This window comes from Occallatibacter sp., from assembly GCF_049582745.1.
GTDB lineage: Bacteria > Acidobacteriota > Terriglobia > Terriglobales > Acidobacteriaceae > Telmatobacter.
In genome coordinates, this window is the sequence record NZ_JBAUUO010000045.1 from 146,914 (window position 1) to 163,820 (window position 16,907).

General features: G+C 60.2%; 13 protein-coding genes. 5 read left to right on the plus strand and 8 right to left on the minus strand.

What is annotated here, in order from left to right; genetic code table 11:
* Positions 1 to 67: 67 nt before the first annotated feature.
* Positions 68 to 787: an acyloxyacyl hydrolase gene (locus WCA10_RS06215; RefSeq protein WP_472821638.1), complete on the plus strand. Its 720-nt coding sequence runs from the start codon at positions 68 to 70 to the stop codon at positions 785 to 787.
* Here the strand turns inward: WCA10_RS06215 and WCA10_RS06220 are convergent.
* A complete protein-coding gene (locus WCA10_RS06220; RefSeq protein ID WP_472821639.1) occupies positions 784 to 1,107 on the minus strand; it encodes a rhodanese-like domain-containing protein in 324 nt (107 codons plus the stop codon). The two genes, WCA10_RS06215 and WCA10_RS06220, sit on opposite strands and share 4 nt — an antisense overlap.
* A gap of 155 nt (positions 1,108 to 1,262) precedes the next feature.
* Here WCA10_RS06220 and WCA10_RS06225 point away from each other — a divergent pair, with 155 nt between their 5' ends.
* From WCA10_RS06225 to WCA10_RS06240, 4 genes are all read left to right on the plus strand, one after another.
* Complete coding sequence (locus WCA10_RS06225; protein WP_472821640.1) at positions 1,263 to 3,062, plus strand: ABC-F family ATP-binding cassette domain-containing protein; 1,800 nt, start codon at positions 1,263 to 1,265, stop codon at positions 3,060 to 3,062.
* 82 nt (positions 3,063 to 3,144) lie between these two features.
* Positions 3,145 to 4,545, plus strand: coding sequence for a sigma-54-dependent transcriptional regulator (locus WCA10_RS06230; RefSeq protein WP_472821641.1), 1,401 nt, complete (start codon positions 3,145 to 3,147; stop codon positions 4,543 to 4,545).
* A gap of 239 nt (positions 4,546 to 4,784) precedes the next feature.
* Positions 4,785 to 6,689, plus strand: a complete 1,905-nt coding sequence (locus tag WCA10_RS06235) for a sensor histidine kinase (protein ID WP_472821642.1) — start codon at positions 4,785 to 4,787, stop codon at positions 6,687 to 6,689.
* Positions 6,686 to 7,222 carry a hypothetical protein gene (locus WCA10_RS06240; protein WP_472821643.1) on the plus strand — a complete coding sequence of 179 codons (537 nt, stop codon included), beginning with the start codon at positions 6,686 to 6,688 and terminating at the stop codon, positions 7,220 to 7,222. The genes WCA10_RS06235 and WCA10_RS06240 overlap by 4 nt, the downstream gene beginning before the upstream one ends.
* A 62-nt stretch (positions 7,223 to 7,284) precedes the next feature.
* Here WCA10_RS06240 and WCA10_RS06245 read toward each other — a convergent pair whose 3' ends face one another.
* The 7 genes from WCA10_RS06245 to WCA10_RS06275 form a co-directional block, all read right to left on the minus strand.
* Positions 7,285 to 8,142, minus strand: coding sequence for an NAD(+)/NADH kinase (locus WCA10_RS06245; RefSeq protein ID WP_472821644.1), 858 nt, complete (start codon positions 8,140 to 8,142; stop codon positions 7,285 to 7,287).
* 31 nt (positions 8,143 to 8,173) lie between these two features.
* A complete protein-coding gene (locus tag WCA10_RS06250; protein WP_472821645.1) occupies positions 8,174 to 8,950 on the minus strand; it encodes a TlyA family RNA methyltransferase in 777 nt (258 codons plus the stop codon).
* A 215-nt stretch (positions 8,951 to 9,165) separates the two neighbouring features.
* Positions 9,166 to 10,314, minus strand: a complete 1,149-nt coding sequence (locus WCA10_RS06255) for a multiheme c-type cytochrome (protein ID WP_472821646.1) — start codon at positions 10,312 to 10,314, stop codon at positions 9,166 to 9,168.
* Positions 10,311 to 11,963, minus strand: coding sequence for a GMC family oxidoreductase (locus WCA10_RS06260; RefSeq protein ID WP_472821647.1), 1,653 nt, complete (start codon positions 11,961 to 11,963; stop codon positions 10,311 to 10,313). Before WCA10_RS06260 ends, WCA10_RS06255 begins: the two co-directional genes overlap by 4 nt.
* Entirely contained in the window at positions 11,960 to 12,505 is a 546-nt protein-coding gene (locus tag WCA10_RS06265) for a gluconate 2-dehydrogenase subunit 3 family protein (protein WP_472821648.1), read from the minus strand. Before WCA10_RS06265 ends, WCA10_RS06260 begins: the two co-directional genes overlap by 4 nt.
* A gap of 207 nt (positions 12,506 to 12,712) precedes the next feature.
* Positions 12,713 to 14,185, minus strand: coding sequence for a YncE family protein (locus tag WCA10_RS06270; RefSeq protein WP_472821649.1), 1,473 nt, complete (start codon positions 14,183 to 14,185; stop codon positions 12,713 to 12,715).
* A gap of 220 nt (positions 14,186 to 14,405) precedes the next feature.
* The gene (locus WCA10_RS06275) at positions 14,406 to 16,790 is read right to left on the minus strand and encodes a glycoside hydrolase family 31 protein (RefSeq protein WP_472821650.1); all 2,385 of its coding nucleotides are present in this window, start codon (positions 16,788 to 16,790) and stop codon (positions 14,406 to 14,408) included.
* Positions 16,791 to 16,907 lie beyond the last annotated feature (117 nt).

The window sequence follows — 16,907 nt, forward strand, 5'->3', positions numbered from 1 at the left end:
TCTCTTGCCGAGAAACGAAGGTGGCTGCCTGCGGCGAAAGGTGCTTGAAACCGGTCTAATTCTCACGATGATTCTTTTTGTCGGACTCGCCGCATCAGCGCAGGAGAAGAAGGACTACGGATATTTTGCGCGGGTGAACACATTTGGGGTGTTCAGTGCATATTCCAATGATTCAAGCCATATCCTTCTTGGCGAAGCGGAGAGCCGCAGGCTGTTCTTTCTCGGGGCGAGCTACAGCCGGCGTCTAATTCTCAATCAATTTGTGAATTGGCAATACAACGGCGAAGTGATGCCGCTGGCGCTCGAAAGCGATCCGACAGACCGCATCACGGTTACGTGGAACACGCCGACGCCTCCGTTGCCGCCCATCAACCAGAGCGTAGTCACCTACACGACCTGCCATAGCTCTTCAGGAATGGAAACCGTTACGGTGGACGGTGTTGCTTACACAGTCAATTATTCAAATCAATGTGGCCGCCGATGGACCGCCGGGGAAGCGATGTCGCCGATGGGGCTGCAATTGAACTTTCTGCCGCGCAATAAAACGCAGGTTTTCCTGATCGGGCACGGAGGCTACATCTACTCCACGCGAGCGATTCCTGTCGAAAATGCGGGTTCGTTCAATTTCACATTTGACGGCGGCGTTGGCGTCGAATTCTATCGAACCAACACTCAGTCGATCCGCGCGGAGTATCGCTACCATCACTTCTCAAACAAGAACACGGCGGACGCGAATCCGGGCGCGGATAACGGGACCTTCCAGGTCACATACTCGTTCGGACGCTAGTAGCGCGGGACCTTCGGATCGATTTCGGAGGACCAGGCATCGATGCCGCCGCGGAGGGATTGCACGTTTTCAAATCCCTGATTGCGCAGCCATGCGGTCACGTTGAGGGAGCGCTGTCCGTGATGGCAGAGGACGGTCAGATGCTGATCGGGATCGACCTCCTGGTGGGCGCGGGCCGGGACGTCGCCCATGGGCATGAGGGTGCTGGGTTCGATGTGTGCGGTGGAGTATTCCCATGGCTCGCGGACATCGAGGAGGCGGGTCTTGTTTTCGCGGAGAAGCGCGGCGGTGTCAGATGGGGAGATTTCGTAGTCGAGCATGGAATTCAGTGTAGGACACGGGGCATTCCCAAGAACAACCGCAGGTGTTTCGCTGCGATCGCTGCGCGACCCGCGCTCAACATGAAGCGTGCTGCTTTTGATTGCCTGTTTTCGCACTCGGTAAATGGAGCAGAGCTGGACGGTAATCTAGAGAGATGCCGCCGATTTTGAATGCGCAATCTATTACCAAGCAATTTGGGGCGAACCCTCTTTTCAGGGACATTTCGTTCACGGTAGAGGATGGGGCGCGGATCGGGCTGATTGGGCCGAACGGCGCGGGAAAATCGACGCTGCTTGCGATCCTGGCGGGGACGGTTGAACCGGACGTGGGCGAGCTGGCAGTGCGGAAGCGGGCGCGGGCAGCCTATGTTCCGCAGGATTCACGATTCGCCGCGGGGCTGCCGGTGAGGCAGGTGCTCGAGACAGCTCTGGCTGCCGCGTACGTGAATGAGGGGGAACGCGAGGGGCGGCTGCGCGAGATCTCAGGGCGAGCGGGGTTCGAGGATCTGGCGGCGGAGGCGGCCTCGCTTTCAGGCGGGTGGCGGAAGCGGCTGGCGATTGTGGAGGCGCTGGTCGGACATCCCGATGTGCTGCTGCTGGATGAGCCGACAAATCACCTGGACCTGGCTGGGATTGAGTGGCTGGAGGAGTTGCTGGCCGAGGCGAATTTTGCCGTGGTGACCGTGAGCCACGACCGCTATTTTCTTGAGGCGACTTCGAGCGAGATTATCGAACTGAACCGGGTGTATGCCGAAGGCCTTTTCCGCGTAAGGGGGAATTTCAGCCGGTTTCTCGAAGAGCGGGAGGCGTATCTGGAATCGCAGAGCAAGCAGCAGGAGAGTTTGCGCAACCGAGTGCGGACGGAGATTGAATGGCTGCGGCGCGGGCCCAAGGCGCGAACGACAAAATCGAAGGCGAGGATCGATACGGCCAACGAGATGATCGGGAAGTTGGCGGCGATGGATGCGCGGACTACAGTAAACTCCGCGGGGATCGATTTTGAGGCGACGCAGAGGAAGACGAAGAGGCTGGTGGAGTTCAACGATGTGGCTTGCGACATTGGAGAGCGCAGGCTGTTCAGTGGATTGAAATTCGTTCTTACAGCGGGCTCGAAGGTGGGGTTGGTGGGGCCGAACGGGAGCGGGAAGACGACGTTTCTGAGGCTGCTGCGCGGTGAACTGGAGCCGGCGGAGGGGGGCATTCGGCGGGCAGACGCGCTGCGCCTTGTCTACTTCAGCCAAATGCGCGAGCTGGACGAAGATCTGACGCTGCGCAAGGCGCTTGCGCCGGAGGGGGATGGACTCGTATACCAGGGGCGCAATGTGCATGTGGCGAGTTGGGCGGCGCGGTTCCTGTTCACGGGCGAGCAGCTAAACCAGCCGGTGCGGAACTTGAGCGGCGGGGAGCGGGCACGGGTGTTGATTGCGAAGCTGATGCTGGAGCCGGCGGACGTGCTGCTGCTGGATGAGCCGACGAACGATCTGGATATTCCGACGCTGGAGATCCTGGAGGAAAATCTGCTGGAGTTTCCGGGGGCGCTGGTGCTGGTGACGCACGACCGCTACCTGCTGAACCGCGTGGCTTCGACAGTACTGGGGCTGGACGGCAATGGGCATATCGGGCGGTTTGCGGATTATGGGCAGTGGGAAGAGTGGATGGCAGAACAGGGTTCAGGGATCAGGGATCGGCAAGGCCGACCAGAGGTGGAGCCGGACACACAAAAGCCCGTGAAGAAGAAGCTTTCGTATCTGGAGGCGCGGGAGTTTGCTGCAATTGAGCAGCGGGTGGAGGAGAGCGATGCGCGACTGGCTGCGGCCCGGGGCCGGGTGGAGGACCCGGCAATCGCCTCGGACGCGGCGGCACTGCAAGAGGCCCTTGGGGAATTGGAAGCGGCCCAAGAGGAAAACGACGCACTCTATGCCCGCTGGGCTGAATTAACCGACAAGGCGGTCTAAACTGGTTAGAGACTCGACAGCGAGCTGAAGTGAAAGCTGAACTTCGATGCCGCATGCTGAAATATTTGCATCGAAAGAGGATATGCATAACCCGGTAAAGGTATTGATTGTCGAAGACGAACCCCATGCCCTGATGGGACTGGCGGAGCTGATTTCCGGCTGGGGATACCAGACGGAGACGGCGCGCGACGGCATCGAAGGCTGGGAGAAGGCGCTCGCGTGGAATCCGGCGATTGTTGTGACGGATTTGAAAATGCCGCGGATGGACGGCATCGGGCTGCTGACGAAGCTCGCCGAAGACGCGAACTCGAATATTGCGGTAGTGGTGCTAACCGCGCAGGGGTCGATTCAGCTTGCAGTGGATGCGATGAAACTGGGAGCTTACGACTTCTTGCAGAAGCCTGTGGATGCGACGCGGCTGCGGACGATCCTGGCGAATGCGACGCGGCAACGGGCGACGGAGATTGAGCTCGAGGTTACGCGGCGGCAGTTGCGAAATACAGGCATCCTGGGGTCGATGGTGGGCAGTTCGAAGGCGATGCGGGAGATTTTCGCGCTGATTGAACAGATTGCCCCCTCGAATGTGTCTGTGCTGATTACGGGCGAAAGCGGAACCGGCAAAGAGATGGTGGCGCGGACGCTGCACGATCTAAGTCCTCGCAAAGGGCGGCCGTTCCTGGCGGTGAATTGCGCGGCGATTCCCGAGACGCTGATTGAGAGCGAACTTTTCGGCCACGAGAAGGGCTCGTTTACCGGCGCGGTGGAGCGGCGAGCGGGATGCTTTGAACTGGCATCGGGCGGGACTCTTCTGCTGGATGAGTTGGGCGATATGCCGATCGGGACGCAGGCAAAGCTGCTGCGCGTTCTGGAGGAGCGAAAACTGCGCCGGCTGGGAGCGCGGACCGAACAGGATGTGGACGTGCGGGTGCTTGCGGCAACGAATCGTGACCCGCAGGATGCGGTGGCTGGCGGACATTTGCGCGCGGATCTTTTTTATCGGTTGAATGTGTTTCATATTCACATGCCGCCGCTGCGCGAGCACATCGAAGATCTGCAGGTGATGGCCGAAGCGATGGTGCGCGAGATGAATCAGAAGCACACGCGGCACGTTTCGGGACTCTCGGACCAGATTCTCGACCGGATGCTGGGGTATGACTGGCCGGGCAATGCGCGTGAACTTCGGAATACGATTGAGCGCGCGGTGATTCTATGCCCAGACGGAGCTCCGCTGGATTGCTCGCACCTGCCGCGGACGTTTGGTACGCCGCAATTGCCGGTGGCGGCGCGGGCAACGGATGCCAATGTTGTGCCAGTGCGCGTGGGGACCACGGTAGCCGAGGCGGAGCGCCTGTTGATTTTGCGAACCCTCGAATCGACGGGACAGAATAAAACGCGCGCAGCCGAGGTTCTTGGCGTGAGCCTGAAGACATTGCACAATAAGCTGAAGGAATACAACCACTCGCGGGAAGATCCGACTGCGTAAAGCGGCTTGCAGACGGATGTGAGATGCCTGCGGACAAAGTAAAGGTCCAACTCGAAGATGGAAAGAACTTCCCCAGGGGCTGAAGCCCACAGGCCATTTACTTCGATCACGTCACGGCTAAACTCGTGCCTTTCGAAAGCCGGGGATGTTGAAGCAGGCCGTAATCCATACACATTCTCATCGGGTGTTCGGCGCGATTCGATTTTGGTGTTGCGATTGGGCTACTGTGCTTGCAAGACATGCGACTAAAGACAAAACTCGTTCTGGCGATTACGGGGTTGGTTTTTCTGATCGCGGGTGTGCTGTCGATCGTGTATGTCAGTCACCTGGTGGACGCGGCCATTCAACAGTCGGATGATTCGAATCGCATGGTGGCCAACCAGGTGCGTTTTGCTTTGCATAACGCTCTGCTGGCGGGGCTGGAAGGCCAGACGGTCGACCGTAACGATAAGGACCAGCTGCGGGAACTGGTTCAAAAGGCGATCAAGGACAGCGAATTCTTGAGTGCGACACTCGACTCGGCCAACATGTACTCCACGACGGAATATGACGTGAACATCGTGGACACGAAGTCGCGCATTCTGCTGAGCACGTTTCCAGACAATGATGGCAAGGTGCTTCAGTGGCGGCCGAAGTATAGCGACTTGCTTGCTGCTGGTCCGATTACCAAGATGCGTGAGATCTACGGGCCGGCCAAGGTGTTTGACATCATAGCGCCGCTGGATCGCAATGAGCAGCCCTTTCTGAGCGTTCACGTGGGCGTGCGTACGACACTGTTGCAGGCGGTGTATGAGCCATCGTTGAAAGAGGCATTTACGCTGATGGGGTTTACGCTCGGAACGGCGCTGGTTGTGGCGTTCCTGCTGAGCAACCTGGCGCTGCGGCCCTTGGAAGAGATCAGCATGCAACTGGATTACTGGAATCCGACTTCGGCGGAGGGCCCGAGCAAAAAAGGCGAAGCGCCCCGCCTCGATACTGCGGAAAGAGTATCGACGAAGATTGAGCAGATCGGGCAGCGCATGCGCAATGTGGAGGAGGTCTTCTCTGCCTTGAAGGAGAATCTGGACCAGGTTCTCGGAAACCTTCAAGACGGCATCTTATTGTTCACGGGCGATGGGCGGGCGGTGCTGGTGTCGGAAGCCGCGCAGCGCTTCCTCCACGTGGAGAGCGACAACATCCTCGGTTTGCAGGCGCGCGAAATCTTCGACAGTTCCACGGTGCTGGGAAGAACGCTTCGCGAGGCTTTCGACGCCGGAGTCACGCTGGTGCAGGAAGATGTAGAGACAGAGACAGGCGGTCGAATCCAGGCGTCGGTGGATTTCATCTACGACGACCATACTCGGATGGGTTTGGGCGCGCTGGTCACATTGCACGACCGTGAATCGGTGGAGCAAATCGAATCGGAACTGGAGCTTTCGCGACGCATGGCGGCGATTGGTCGGCTGACGGCGGGCGTAGGGCATGAAGTCAAGAACCCGATCAACGCGATTGTGGTGCATCTCGAACTGCTGAAAAACAAGCTGAGCGGAGATAACGCGCCGGCCACGCGGCACCTGGAAGTGATTGACGCGGAGATCCACCGGTTGGATCGCGTAGTGCAGACGCTGGTGGATTTTTCGCGTCCGGTGGAATTGCGGCTGCAGGAACAAGATCTGCGCAAGGTAATCGGCGATGTGCTGGCGCTGGCGGACGAAGAGCTCTCGATGCGCAACGTGAAACTGGAGGGGCGACTTCCGGCGCACCCTCTGATTGTGAATGTGGATGCGGACCTATTGAAGCAGGCCGCGATCAATGTGATCCAGAACGGCGCGCAGGCCATGCCGAACGGGGGCACGCTGCGCGTTACGCTGGAAGAGGAACGCAAGATAGCGGTGCTGCGGATTGCGGACGAAGGGACTGGAATTCCGCCGGAGATTCGGGAAAAGATTTTCGATCTATACTTCACGACGAAGAGCGGCGGCAGCGGCATTGGACTGGCCATGACGTACCGTATTTTGCAGTTGCACCATGGGAGCGTAGACGTACAATCGACAGTAGGCCGTGGCACGGAATTCTCACTGCGCATTCCACTCGCCGCCGCGGAATGGGGACGCCGGCATCTGCAACCGGCCAATGTGGAAGAGACAAAGGGGTTGGAGACATGAAGCTGAGCGCCTGGAGCGCTGCATGGCTGTTGCCGCTGCTGCTGACGGGGTGCATTCACAAGACCCAGGTCGCGCAGAATCAGCCGCTCGCGCCGCCGATCGAGGACACGTCTCCCCCCAAGCCTGAGCCTGCGCCCACAAATCTGCCTCCGCCGGAGGTGACGATTCCCGTTCAGCCGCAGCCGCAGATCGCTCCTCCACCGGAGCCGGTAAAGAAGCCTTCGAAACACAGAAGGCCTGCGAATACGAATCCGCAGGTGGCTTCGAACGAACCACCTGTCGTTTCCGCGGCGGGAACGCTCTCCGCAGTCGATCCGCCGAACATTCGACAACAGGCTGGTGTTTCAATTGAGTCGACAGAGAAGACCCTCAACGGGATCACGCGCAAGCTGAACGATCAGGAGCAAAAGACGGCAGCGCAGATTCGCGAGTACCTGAAGGAGGCGCGCGAGGCGCTTGCGACGGGGGATGCGGATGGCGCCCGCAACCTCGCGAACAAGGCGAAAGCGTTGCTGGACGAACTGCATCCGTAGGGCGGGGTTCCCTTCCCTTTTTCTTGAAATGAGATTTTGATTTGCGATCGGGAGATTGCGGACTAACGCTCACCCCAGCTTAGTTTGCTGCGCAGCGCGTCGAAGAAGCCGCTCTCACTAAGACGAATCAGGTTGACGGTGTAAGCGGAGCGGTGGCAGCGGATTTCGTCGCCGAGGTGAAGTTCGAACCCCGTCTGCCCATCGACGGTGAGAAGGCCTTGGGTGGGAACGCCTTCGACGCGAACCGTTAGGCGCGCATCGCCGCGCACCACGATGGGACGCAGCGTGAGCAGGTGAGGACAGATCGGCGTGACGACGAGTGCATCGACATCGGGAGTAAGGATGGGACCGTTCGCGGCCAGGGTGTAGGCTGTGGATCCCGTGGGCGTGGAGACGATGACCCCATCCGCGCGGAAGCGGGCCACGCTCTTGCCATCGAGTTCCACGGCAAAGTCGCCCATGCGTGCGATGTCGCCTTTGGAGACGACAACTTCATTCAGTGCTTCGAAGGCCTTGAAGGGCGCGCCGTCGCGGAAGACTTCAGCGTGGAGCATGGTGCGCGCATCGAGAGTGTGGCAGTTTTCGCACCAGCTTTCGAGCGTGGTGTAGAGATCGGCGAGGCGCACTTCGGTGAGAAATCCAAGAAAGCCCAGGTTGACGCTGAGGATGGGTGTGCCGGTTGCAGCGAAGATGCGTGCCACGGAGAGTAAGGTGCCGTCGCCGCCAAGAACGATGACCAGTTGCGGCTTGTGCGCGGGCATGTCTGAGCGATCGACTGCGGGTGCGGCGTCGGTGTAGCTGGCGCCTTCGCAATCGAGCAGCGGCTCGTAGTCGTGCTTGCGGAGCCAGCCGATCAGTTCGGGAAGCAACTGGGTAAGTTCCGGCCTTCGTGGCTTGGAGACGATCGCTACGCATGTCATGCGGTCTCAGTGTAACGGATCAGAACAGAGATCAGGGTCCAGGGGTCAGGGATCGGACTCGGCGGACGTATAGGAGGAATTCTTTGTTGCCTTCTGTGCCGGTGATGGGCGAGGGGATAGTTTCAATAACGTGCCACTGGAGACCGGTAATGCAGTGGGCGACTTTTTCAACGGCGAGTTTGTGAACTTCAGGGTCGCGCACGATTCCGCCTTTGCCCACGTTGCCGCGGCCTGCCTCAAACTGCGGCTTCACAAGGATGACGGCTTCGGTGAGTGTGGACGCGGCGGCAAAGACCGGAGCGAAGAGAATCGTTGCGGATATGAACGAGACGTCCATGACAAGCAGGGTGAGGTTGGGCTGACCTGGTTCGGCGAGTGCGCCGGGGGCGAGGAAGCGGGCATTGGTGCGCTCTACTAGACGAACGCGCGGATCGTTGCGAAGCTTCATGGCGATCTGGCCGAAGCCCGTGTCGATGGCGGTGACGTGGGATGCGCCGCGCTGCAGCAGGCAGTCCGTGAAGCCGCCGGTGGAGGCGCCGATGTCGAGGCAAGCGCGACCGGCGACGTCGATCTTCCAGTGGTCCAGAGCGCCCTGGAGTTTGAGACCGCCGCGGCTGACATAGGGCATGTCGTCGCCGAGAAGGCGGATGACGGAGTCTGACGCGATGGTAGCGCCAGGTTTGTCGATTTTCTGTTCGTTGACGAGAACGCGACCGGCGAGGATGAGGGCGCGGGCGCGCTCGCGGCTGGGAACGAGGGCGCGTTCAACGAGAAGAACATCGATGCGGGTTTTGGCGGGAGTGGACAAGCGCTCAACAAGCTCCACGATTTCAGAGTTGGCGTTAAAAGCAGAAGCAGGTCCTTCGCCCCGCTTACACCACGAACAATAGTTCGTGGGGCCGAAAGCTTGCGGGGCTCAGGATGACACCTTCAAAGTGAGCAGCGAACGGTGCGCGACCCAGAGGATATCCCGAGCCGTGCCCTGATACGAACCTGGTTTTTTCCCAAATGCACAGATCTAGATTAGCGGGTTTGGATTGGCGCGGATCTTTTCTCTTCAGAAGTCGTCGGTATAGGCGCGAGGGTAAGTGCGGCCCTTTGCGTCGCTGCCTTCATCTTTGGAATGCCGTGCTGGTGGCAGTCGGTGCAGCGAACCCAGTGGATGTTGTGCGCGCTTTTCGCGCTGGCAAAGGTCGTGTCCATTTTCTCGACGTCGATGCCGCAATGGGACATTTGCGGGTGACAGGTTTTGCAGGAAGCAGTTGCGCTTTCGTTGTGTCCGGCGTGGCAGGCGAGACAGCTGATGCCCTCGTGAACACCGACTGGCGTGCGGTCGTCGCCGGAGCCGATCTGCGGACCCCAGTGATTTGTGGCGGCGAGCGTGGCGGTTTCAGGCTGGCGTGGCGCGTGGCATTGGTAACAGAGAGCCTGGCGCTGATCGGGACTGATCTTCACGGGGCGCGGTCCGTCGGACAATTGGGGAAGGGAAAGCAGGCGGATGGAGAAATGCATCTGCTCGCGACGATCGTAGATGGCCAGAGAATCTGTTGCGGGAGCTGGACTGGCGGAGATGCGCGTGGCGGGCCTGGATTGCACGTCGCCTTCGCGGTGCATCTGGTGGCAGGCCATGCAGGGCATCGTGGGCTGGTCGGCGAAACCGGCACGCGCGATGTGCCATGGGCCAGCGGTGTTCTGCGGCTGAACGATGTCGCGGATCGCTCCGTTGAAGTGCATACCGTGGCAGCGGAGGCAATCGTCCATCAGGCGGCGTTCGGTGTTGTGGGTCGCATTGGCGAAGATCTCGCTATATGTTGCGCTGTGCGGGCCGGCATGCCACGAGGCGTACTCATGCTGATGGCATTTCTGACAGCTTGTGGTCATCGCGAACACGTCAACGTCGCGGAGCCGGATTGCTTCAGGCGGATTGCTGCTGAGATGTACACGAATGTGACGCAGCTTGGTGGCGAGGCCGGCTTCGTGGCAGTCGAGGCAGGTTGCGGTGCGGTGCGCGGAGCCGTGCACTGCGCTTACGTACTGAGCCATTTCGTGACAGCTTGCGCATCCCTGCCCACGCTGTGAGGTGTAGTACCACGAGGCGTTGTAGACCACGGCGATGCCGAGGACGCCGAGCACCGCGACAAAGAGGCCAAGCGTCTTGAAGAATCGCATCATGAGCGGAACGCCGTGCCTTTCCAGTTGTGAACGAGCGCGGCTGATGCATGATAGGCGACGGCCATGATGGTGAGAACCGGGTTGAATCCGCCATTGGTGACGTGTACGCTGCCGTCAATGACGAAGACATTGTCAACGTCGTGAAGCTGGCAGTTGCGGTTGACGACGGAATTCTGCGGATCGTTGCCCATGCGGCAGGTTCCGGCCTGGTGCTGGCCAGCGGAGACGCTTTCGGGATGCCATGCCATAAGAGACGTGTTGATGGCGCCGGATTCCTTGAGCCAGGCTTCGGCGCGCTTGGCCTGCACGTCGCCAATTTCAAAGGTGTGAGGATGCACGTTGCCTTCGAAGCGGGCAACGGACAGTCCCCACTTGTCGCGGACTGCGGGATCGATGGTAACGCGGCCGGTTGCTGTGGGAATCTGCTGCGTGGGCCCCATGACGACGATGGAGCGCTTATGCCAGTGGCGCATGGCCTGCTTGTGTGCGAGCCCCCAACGCGGAGTGTTGTTCGGAAGGCGGTCGACCATGTGGATGGGCAGGCGAATGAATTCGTTGGCGAGCATTCCGCCGCCGCAGAGACCGGGCGTGCCGTGGTTGTAATCCATGACCGCGATGCTGGCGCCGGGACCGACGTCGTCGTAGGTTTCGAAATCGAAGTAGCCGATGGCGCCGGTGTAGTGATGGCCTTGCAGGTTGCGGCCCACCTGGTCATTGCGATTGCCGAGGCCATTGGGATACATGCGGCTGCGGGAGTTAAGCAGCAGACGCGCCGATTCAATGGCGGCGGATGAAACGATGACAACGTCGGCGGGTTGCTCCTGAAGATGACCGCGCTCGTCGAAGTAGACCACGCCGCGCGCACGGCCGCGATCGTCGGTGAGGATTTCTTTCGCCATGCACTCGGTGCGCAGTTCGCAGTTGCCGGTGTTGAGGGCGATGGGGATTACGGTGTTCTGCGAGCCGTTTTTGGCGTCGACTTCGCAGGCGAATCCGCAACACCAACGGCATCGCATGCATGGGCCGCGGCCATTGTAGGGCACGCTGTTGCGCAGCATAGGCAGATGAAAGGGATGGAGGCCAAGACGTTTGGCCGCTGGCTCGAGGATGCCGAATTCGCGGTTGGGTGGAAGAGGCGGCATGGGGAGATCGCGGCGTCGCGGACCGTGGAAGGGCGTGCCGGAGTAGTCGCCGGAGACGCCGATTTCGTATTCGGCTTTCTCGTAGAACGGCTCGAGATCGTCGTAGGTGATGGGCCAGTCTTCCAGGGAGCTTCCGGGGGGTGCGCCGTAGGTGGAACGCATCCGGAAATCCTGGGGCATGTAGCGCCAGGCTTGCGCACCGTAGCTTAACGTGCCTCCGCCGACACAGGCTGCATTATTCTGGTAGGCGCCCTCGCTGGGGAGGACAGTGTGGGCCGTTCCCTTCCCGTCGACCCAGACACGCGGATTGCCCTCATCTTCGGGACCGAAGGCATTCCCGAGGACAGTGGTGCGCTGGTTGCGGAGATCGTCTTTGCGGCAGTCGGCAGGGGTATACCACTTACCACGCTCGAGCAAAACTACGCTGAGTCCGGCGGTGGCTAATTCCTTGGCAACGATTCCGCCCGCTGCACCGGCGCCGATGACGACGGCGTTGACGCGCTTCACGCGTGGCCGCCTTTGCGCAGATCGTATTGCGCGCGGCCGCGCAGGGGAGGTTCGGCCAGGCCCAACATGCGCGAACTGGCCGCATCGCGATTGCCACCGTGGCGCGGAGAGCCGTAGTAGCCCTCCATCGTGTGCTGGCGGACGAGTTCGAAAAACGCGCGATTTTCCTTTTCAAGAGCGAGAGCGATTTGGAGTTGCTGCGCAGGGGGCGCTTCAGCGAAAGTCAGGCCGCAGCGTTTGCGGCTCATCGCATCGGCTTGTTCGAGGCCGTCGCGGTAGGCGTTTTGATGGCGACGGTAGTGGCGCGCAAGTTGCCGGTCGATGTAGGTGACCGTCCCAGCCTGCGAAGCGCTGGGAAAATCGTCGGAGGGAATGATTTGATCGCAGAGAGCAGCGAGTACCCGTGCGTGGCTGTCACTTAGGAAATCCCACACGGAGCCGGCGCTCCGGTGGCAGCCGATGACCGCTGCGGCGCCGCTGAGGGCGCTTGCCAGAGCAAACTGCCGCCGGGTTAGGAGATCTTTTGATGCAGGCCCGCGCATTTGCCTACCTCGATCACGAGGATGGGTGCCCGCCGCCCCGAACCCCAAAGCGCAAGGCAGATCCCCGGATCATGGTCGGCGGTGGGCGCTACGACGGTCTGTGTTTCGAGTCACAAAGGGGGCAACGCGTTGAAAGCTGGATGCGTGGAATGCAAGAAGGCCATCCCGGAATAGGGATGGCCCTGGGGGCGGCACATTCTCCGCACATCAAGGGTGGATATTCTGACAGGCGGCCAGCGAGGCTGCTGGTCCCGGCTGGTAACAGGGTTGTCCGCCGCCGGGAATTCGGCTGGAGATGTTGTTGTTCCCCTTGGAGGTGGTTTGGGAGGAGACGCGCACATCGACGATGTTGCCCTCGATCAGCACTGTGGTATCGACGATGTCCTGGTCGGTCCGGATGATGGTGAGGAAGGTGGTGTCGGGCGAAGCGACGTAGACCTTGCCAAAGAGGGAGTTTGACGTCGAAACAACGGTGCGCGGATGACCGGTAACGGTGAGCGTCTTCTCCACCGTATGGCTGGTGAGATTGACGACATGGATGGTGCCATCGGCTTGATCGGCAGTGTACGCGCGACTTCCGTCGGCCAGCGCGGTAACGCTGGCGGGATCGTGTCCGACAGGAATGGTAAACGTTGTCCCGAAGGTCTGACTGTCGTTTCCAAATTCATCGAGGCTGACGTCGATGAGGCTGATGGTGCCGCCATCGTAGTCGGCTACGACGAGTTCCTGCGTGGCGGGAATGTATTCAGCGTACACAGGTCCGGCGACTGCGGGCACATTCGCACCCGATAGTCCGACCGCGGTGGAAAGCGGAAGACTGGGATGGCAAGTGACGAGTTGGCCGTTCTGGTTAGTGAACGGTGTGCACTGGTCGAGCGTATTGTTCTGGCTGTTGATTACGGTGACGGTATCGCTTCCGCGATTGAGCACGAAGACCCGGCGGCCGTCGGAACTGGATACGCCATAGACCGGACACTTGCCGACCGGGATGCGCGCCGACACGGTGAAGCTCGTAACTTCAAGCGCGTCGGCCTCGCCGTTCTGGGCGACCGAAGTGGGCGCATTGTTACACGTCACGTCGAAGGGCACACTCTGGCTGATGGAATAAATGTGCTGCCCGAGCGAACCGAGTCCCACAACTGCCACGGGCGTGGTCGCGACCGGAACAGCGAGTTTAAAGGCTTCGGCCGAACCGTTGATTGCCAGGACATCGATCACGTTTCCGTTCAGGTCGGGGGACCAAAGACCGGCGGAAGGAGAAAACAGCCCCACGGTCTGCGCGGTCGCCGGCAACGTGGAATAGAAGATGTTCTTTTCCTGAGGCTGGGTGTTCGATACCTGAAAATTGGTGAGGGTGTGATCGCTGTTCACGGTATACCCGTTGGCACCATTGGCGTCGAGCGTGAAGGCAAAGGGATTTGGTCCGATGGGGGCCTGGGTGAGAATGCTATCGCCGGAATAATCGAGGACCGTCGCAACGCCCGGAATGTTAACGCCCGGCGAAGAAACGACGACCGCAAAAGACGTCGGCTGCGCCGCGGGTCCTGTGGGGTTGATCGGCGTAATGACGGGCCGGTAAGAGTTTCCGCATCCGGCAAAGAAGGCAGCGGCGGCAAGAGCGGCGCCCGCCTGAACCAACCGCACGCGCGCCTGGCTTAAAACGTTGGAAAAAAGACTCATTCAGTTCTTTCCTGCTTACTTACCGATTGTAAATCAGAGGACGGCTGCATCCAGGGTTGGGGGTGCAGCAACTGCAGCAGAGAACTGGACATAGCTCTCCGATTCATGCGACCGATGCCGATCCGGAGTTCAGGCGTTACAGGTTTTTAGACGCGGCACGTCGACGATTCGGTATCGATTGCGTGCATTACCGGTCCGGTATGCGAGCCGCGCCCGCCGATCACTTGCCGACGATGTCGATAATGGCGCTGTCGGGGGCGCTCCATGCGGCGGGGCCCTCGTGCGTCAATTGATGGGTGGCGTCACTCCAATGCAAGTGGGTGACGGAGCCAGCACCTTTTTCGTAGGCGTACGTAGTGCCGTCGTCGGAAAACAAGGTGAAGCTCGCGTCCGCGCCCGGATATATGCGGAGTTTGACGATGGTCTGCTTGTCGTGGGTGCTTTCGACCTGAGAGCCGAGTGGGAGGATGGTGCCGGCGCGGACGAACAGTGGAATGGTGTCGATTGGTGCAGAGACATTGATGGTCTGGCCGCCCGGAACACGCTCATTGGTCCAGTAGTTGTACCAGTTGGCGCCTGCGGGCAGGTAGACTTTTCGGCTGGTTGCGCCCTGTTCGGTAATGGGGGCGACAAGGAAGGCCGGTCCAAACATGTATTCGTCGCGGAGGTCGGCGACGTTGGGGTCGTTGGGGAAATCGAGTGGCAACGCGCGCATGAAGGGAGCGCCGGTAAGCCAGGTCTGGTAGCCGAGCGAGTAGATGTAGGGCATGAGCTCGTAACGCAGGCGCAGGTATTTCTCGAGGATAGGCTCGGCTTGCTTGCCGTAGGACCAGACCTCGTTGTATCTGCGGCTGCCGTGGGCACGCATGATGGGCAGGAACGTGGCGTACTGGAACCAGCGGGTGTAGAGCTCGGGGTAGTCATCATAGCCGCCGATATTGTCGCGGGCATCGCTGGGATCGAGCAGTGGCGGATGCGCGGGGTGATGTTCGGGGGGCAGATATTGCCAGCCGCCCGTGTCGTTGGACCAATATGTTAATCCCGAAGCCGTGAAGTCGAGGCCGGTGGGAATCTGGCGGCGAAGGGTGTCCCAGGTCGGGTAGATGTCGGAGGACCAGACGATGGCGCCATTGCGTTGCACACCCAGATAGGCATCGCGGGAGAGGATCAGTGCGCGCTTTTGCGGCAGGTCGCGGCGGAAGCCGTCGGAGAGTGCGCCGGTGTGGAGGAGGGCATAGATGTTGTAGAACTCGGTGCCGGGACCGATCTTGTAGTACGAACCGTTGGGCGGCAGGTCGGGCTCGGTTTCATCGGCCCAGAGTGAGTCGAACCCCTTGCTCATGATGTTGTCGCGGATCGTGTTCCAGTACCATTTCGCGGCGTCGGGATTGGTGGTGTCGATGTCGGAACCGGCGCGGTCATAGGGCAGGCCGTTGATGGGCTTGCCATCGGCGGTGTGGATGAGCCAGCCATTCTTTTCGAGCATGGCGTAAAAGCGATCGTCGGGAACGAAGCGCGGCCAGACGCTGATCATGGTTTCGAAGCCCATGTCGTGGAGTTGCTTGTTCATGGCAGCGGGGTCGGGCCAGTACTCCGGATCCATGTCCATCTGGCCCATCTTGGTGTAGTAGAACCAGTCGACCACCATGACATCTGCGGGCAGATGGCGATCTCGGTAGCCCTTCGCAACCGACAGAACTTCCTCCTGACTCGCGTAGCGCTGCTTGCACTGGATGTAGCCGTAGGCAGCTTTGGGCAGCAGCGGCGTGGGACCGGTGAGAAGGCGATAGCCGGCGTAGATTTCGTCGGCGGAGTTGCCGGCGATGACGAAGAATGAAACGCGGTCGCCGACCTGCGAAGACCATTTGGTTTGCTCGTTGAAGCCGGGCTCGATGATCGTCTTCGAAGGGTTGTCCCAGATGAGCCCGTAGCCCTTGTTGGTGATGAGGAATGGGACGCAGGTGGTGGGTGCGGCAGGCGAGGTGTAGTCGTTCCAGCACCGGACAGGATGGCCGCGGTGATCGAGGAAGCCTTCCTGATTGTCGCCAAGGCCGTAGTAGTGCTCGTCGTCAGGGGAAACGAAAGTGGCGCCGACGGTGAAGAAGGGCGGATCCGTGGGGCGGCGATCGTTGTTGATGCTGGCGGTTCCGTCTTTGTGGTTGGGAACGGCCTGATCCCAGCCGGTCATTTCGAGGAGCTTTTTACCGTCCGGCGTTGTGAAGGTGATGTGTGCGCCCGGCGTGGAGCCGTTGAAGTACTTCCTGATGTCGAGTTCGGTTGAGAGCTTGGGATGCAGCGGCGGATGATCGCGCTCGACGGTGGCGACGATGCGGGAGGACTGGTAGACATCGTTGAGGTCCGTCTGGCTCTTCGACCAGCCTTCGCTGTTGGAAGTGCCGACGAAGCCGTAGCCGGGTTTGGCGACGGCGTTCTCGTGCTGCAAACTGAGTGTGACGCGCAGGATGTTTGGCGCGTAGGGCTCGAGGACGATGGTTTCGCCTTTGCGGTCGATTTCCAACTTTTGGGCGGATGTCTGTGCCGGAGCGAGGGTGGAAGCGAAGAGCAACGCAGACCCAACTGCGACGCGCGATGAATACCTTTTCATTTGCAGCTCCAAAAATTCGAAAAAGGTTTGCGCAGATGAGTGTAAACCGGGAGCAAGGTTTCGCGCCGTTGTTGTGCGATGCAGTGGAGGGCGGCCGCCGTGCGGAACGATACGATA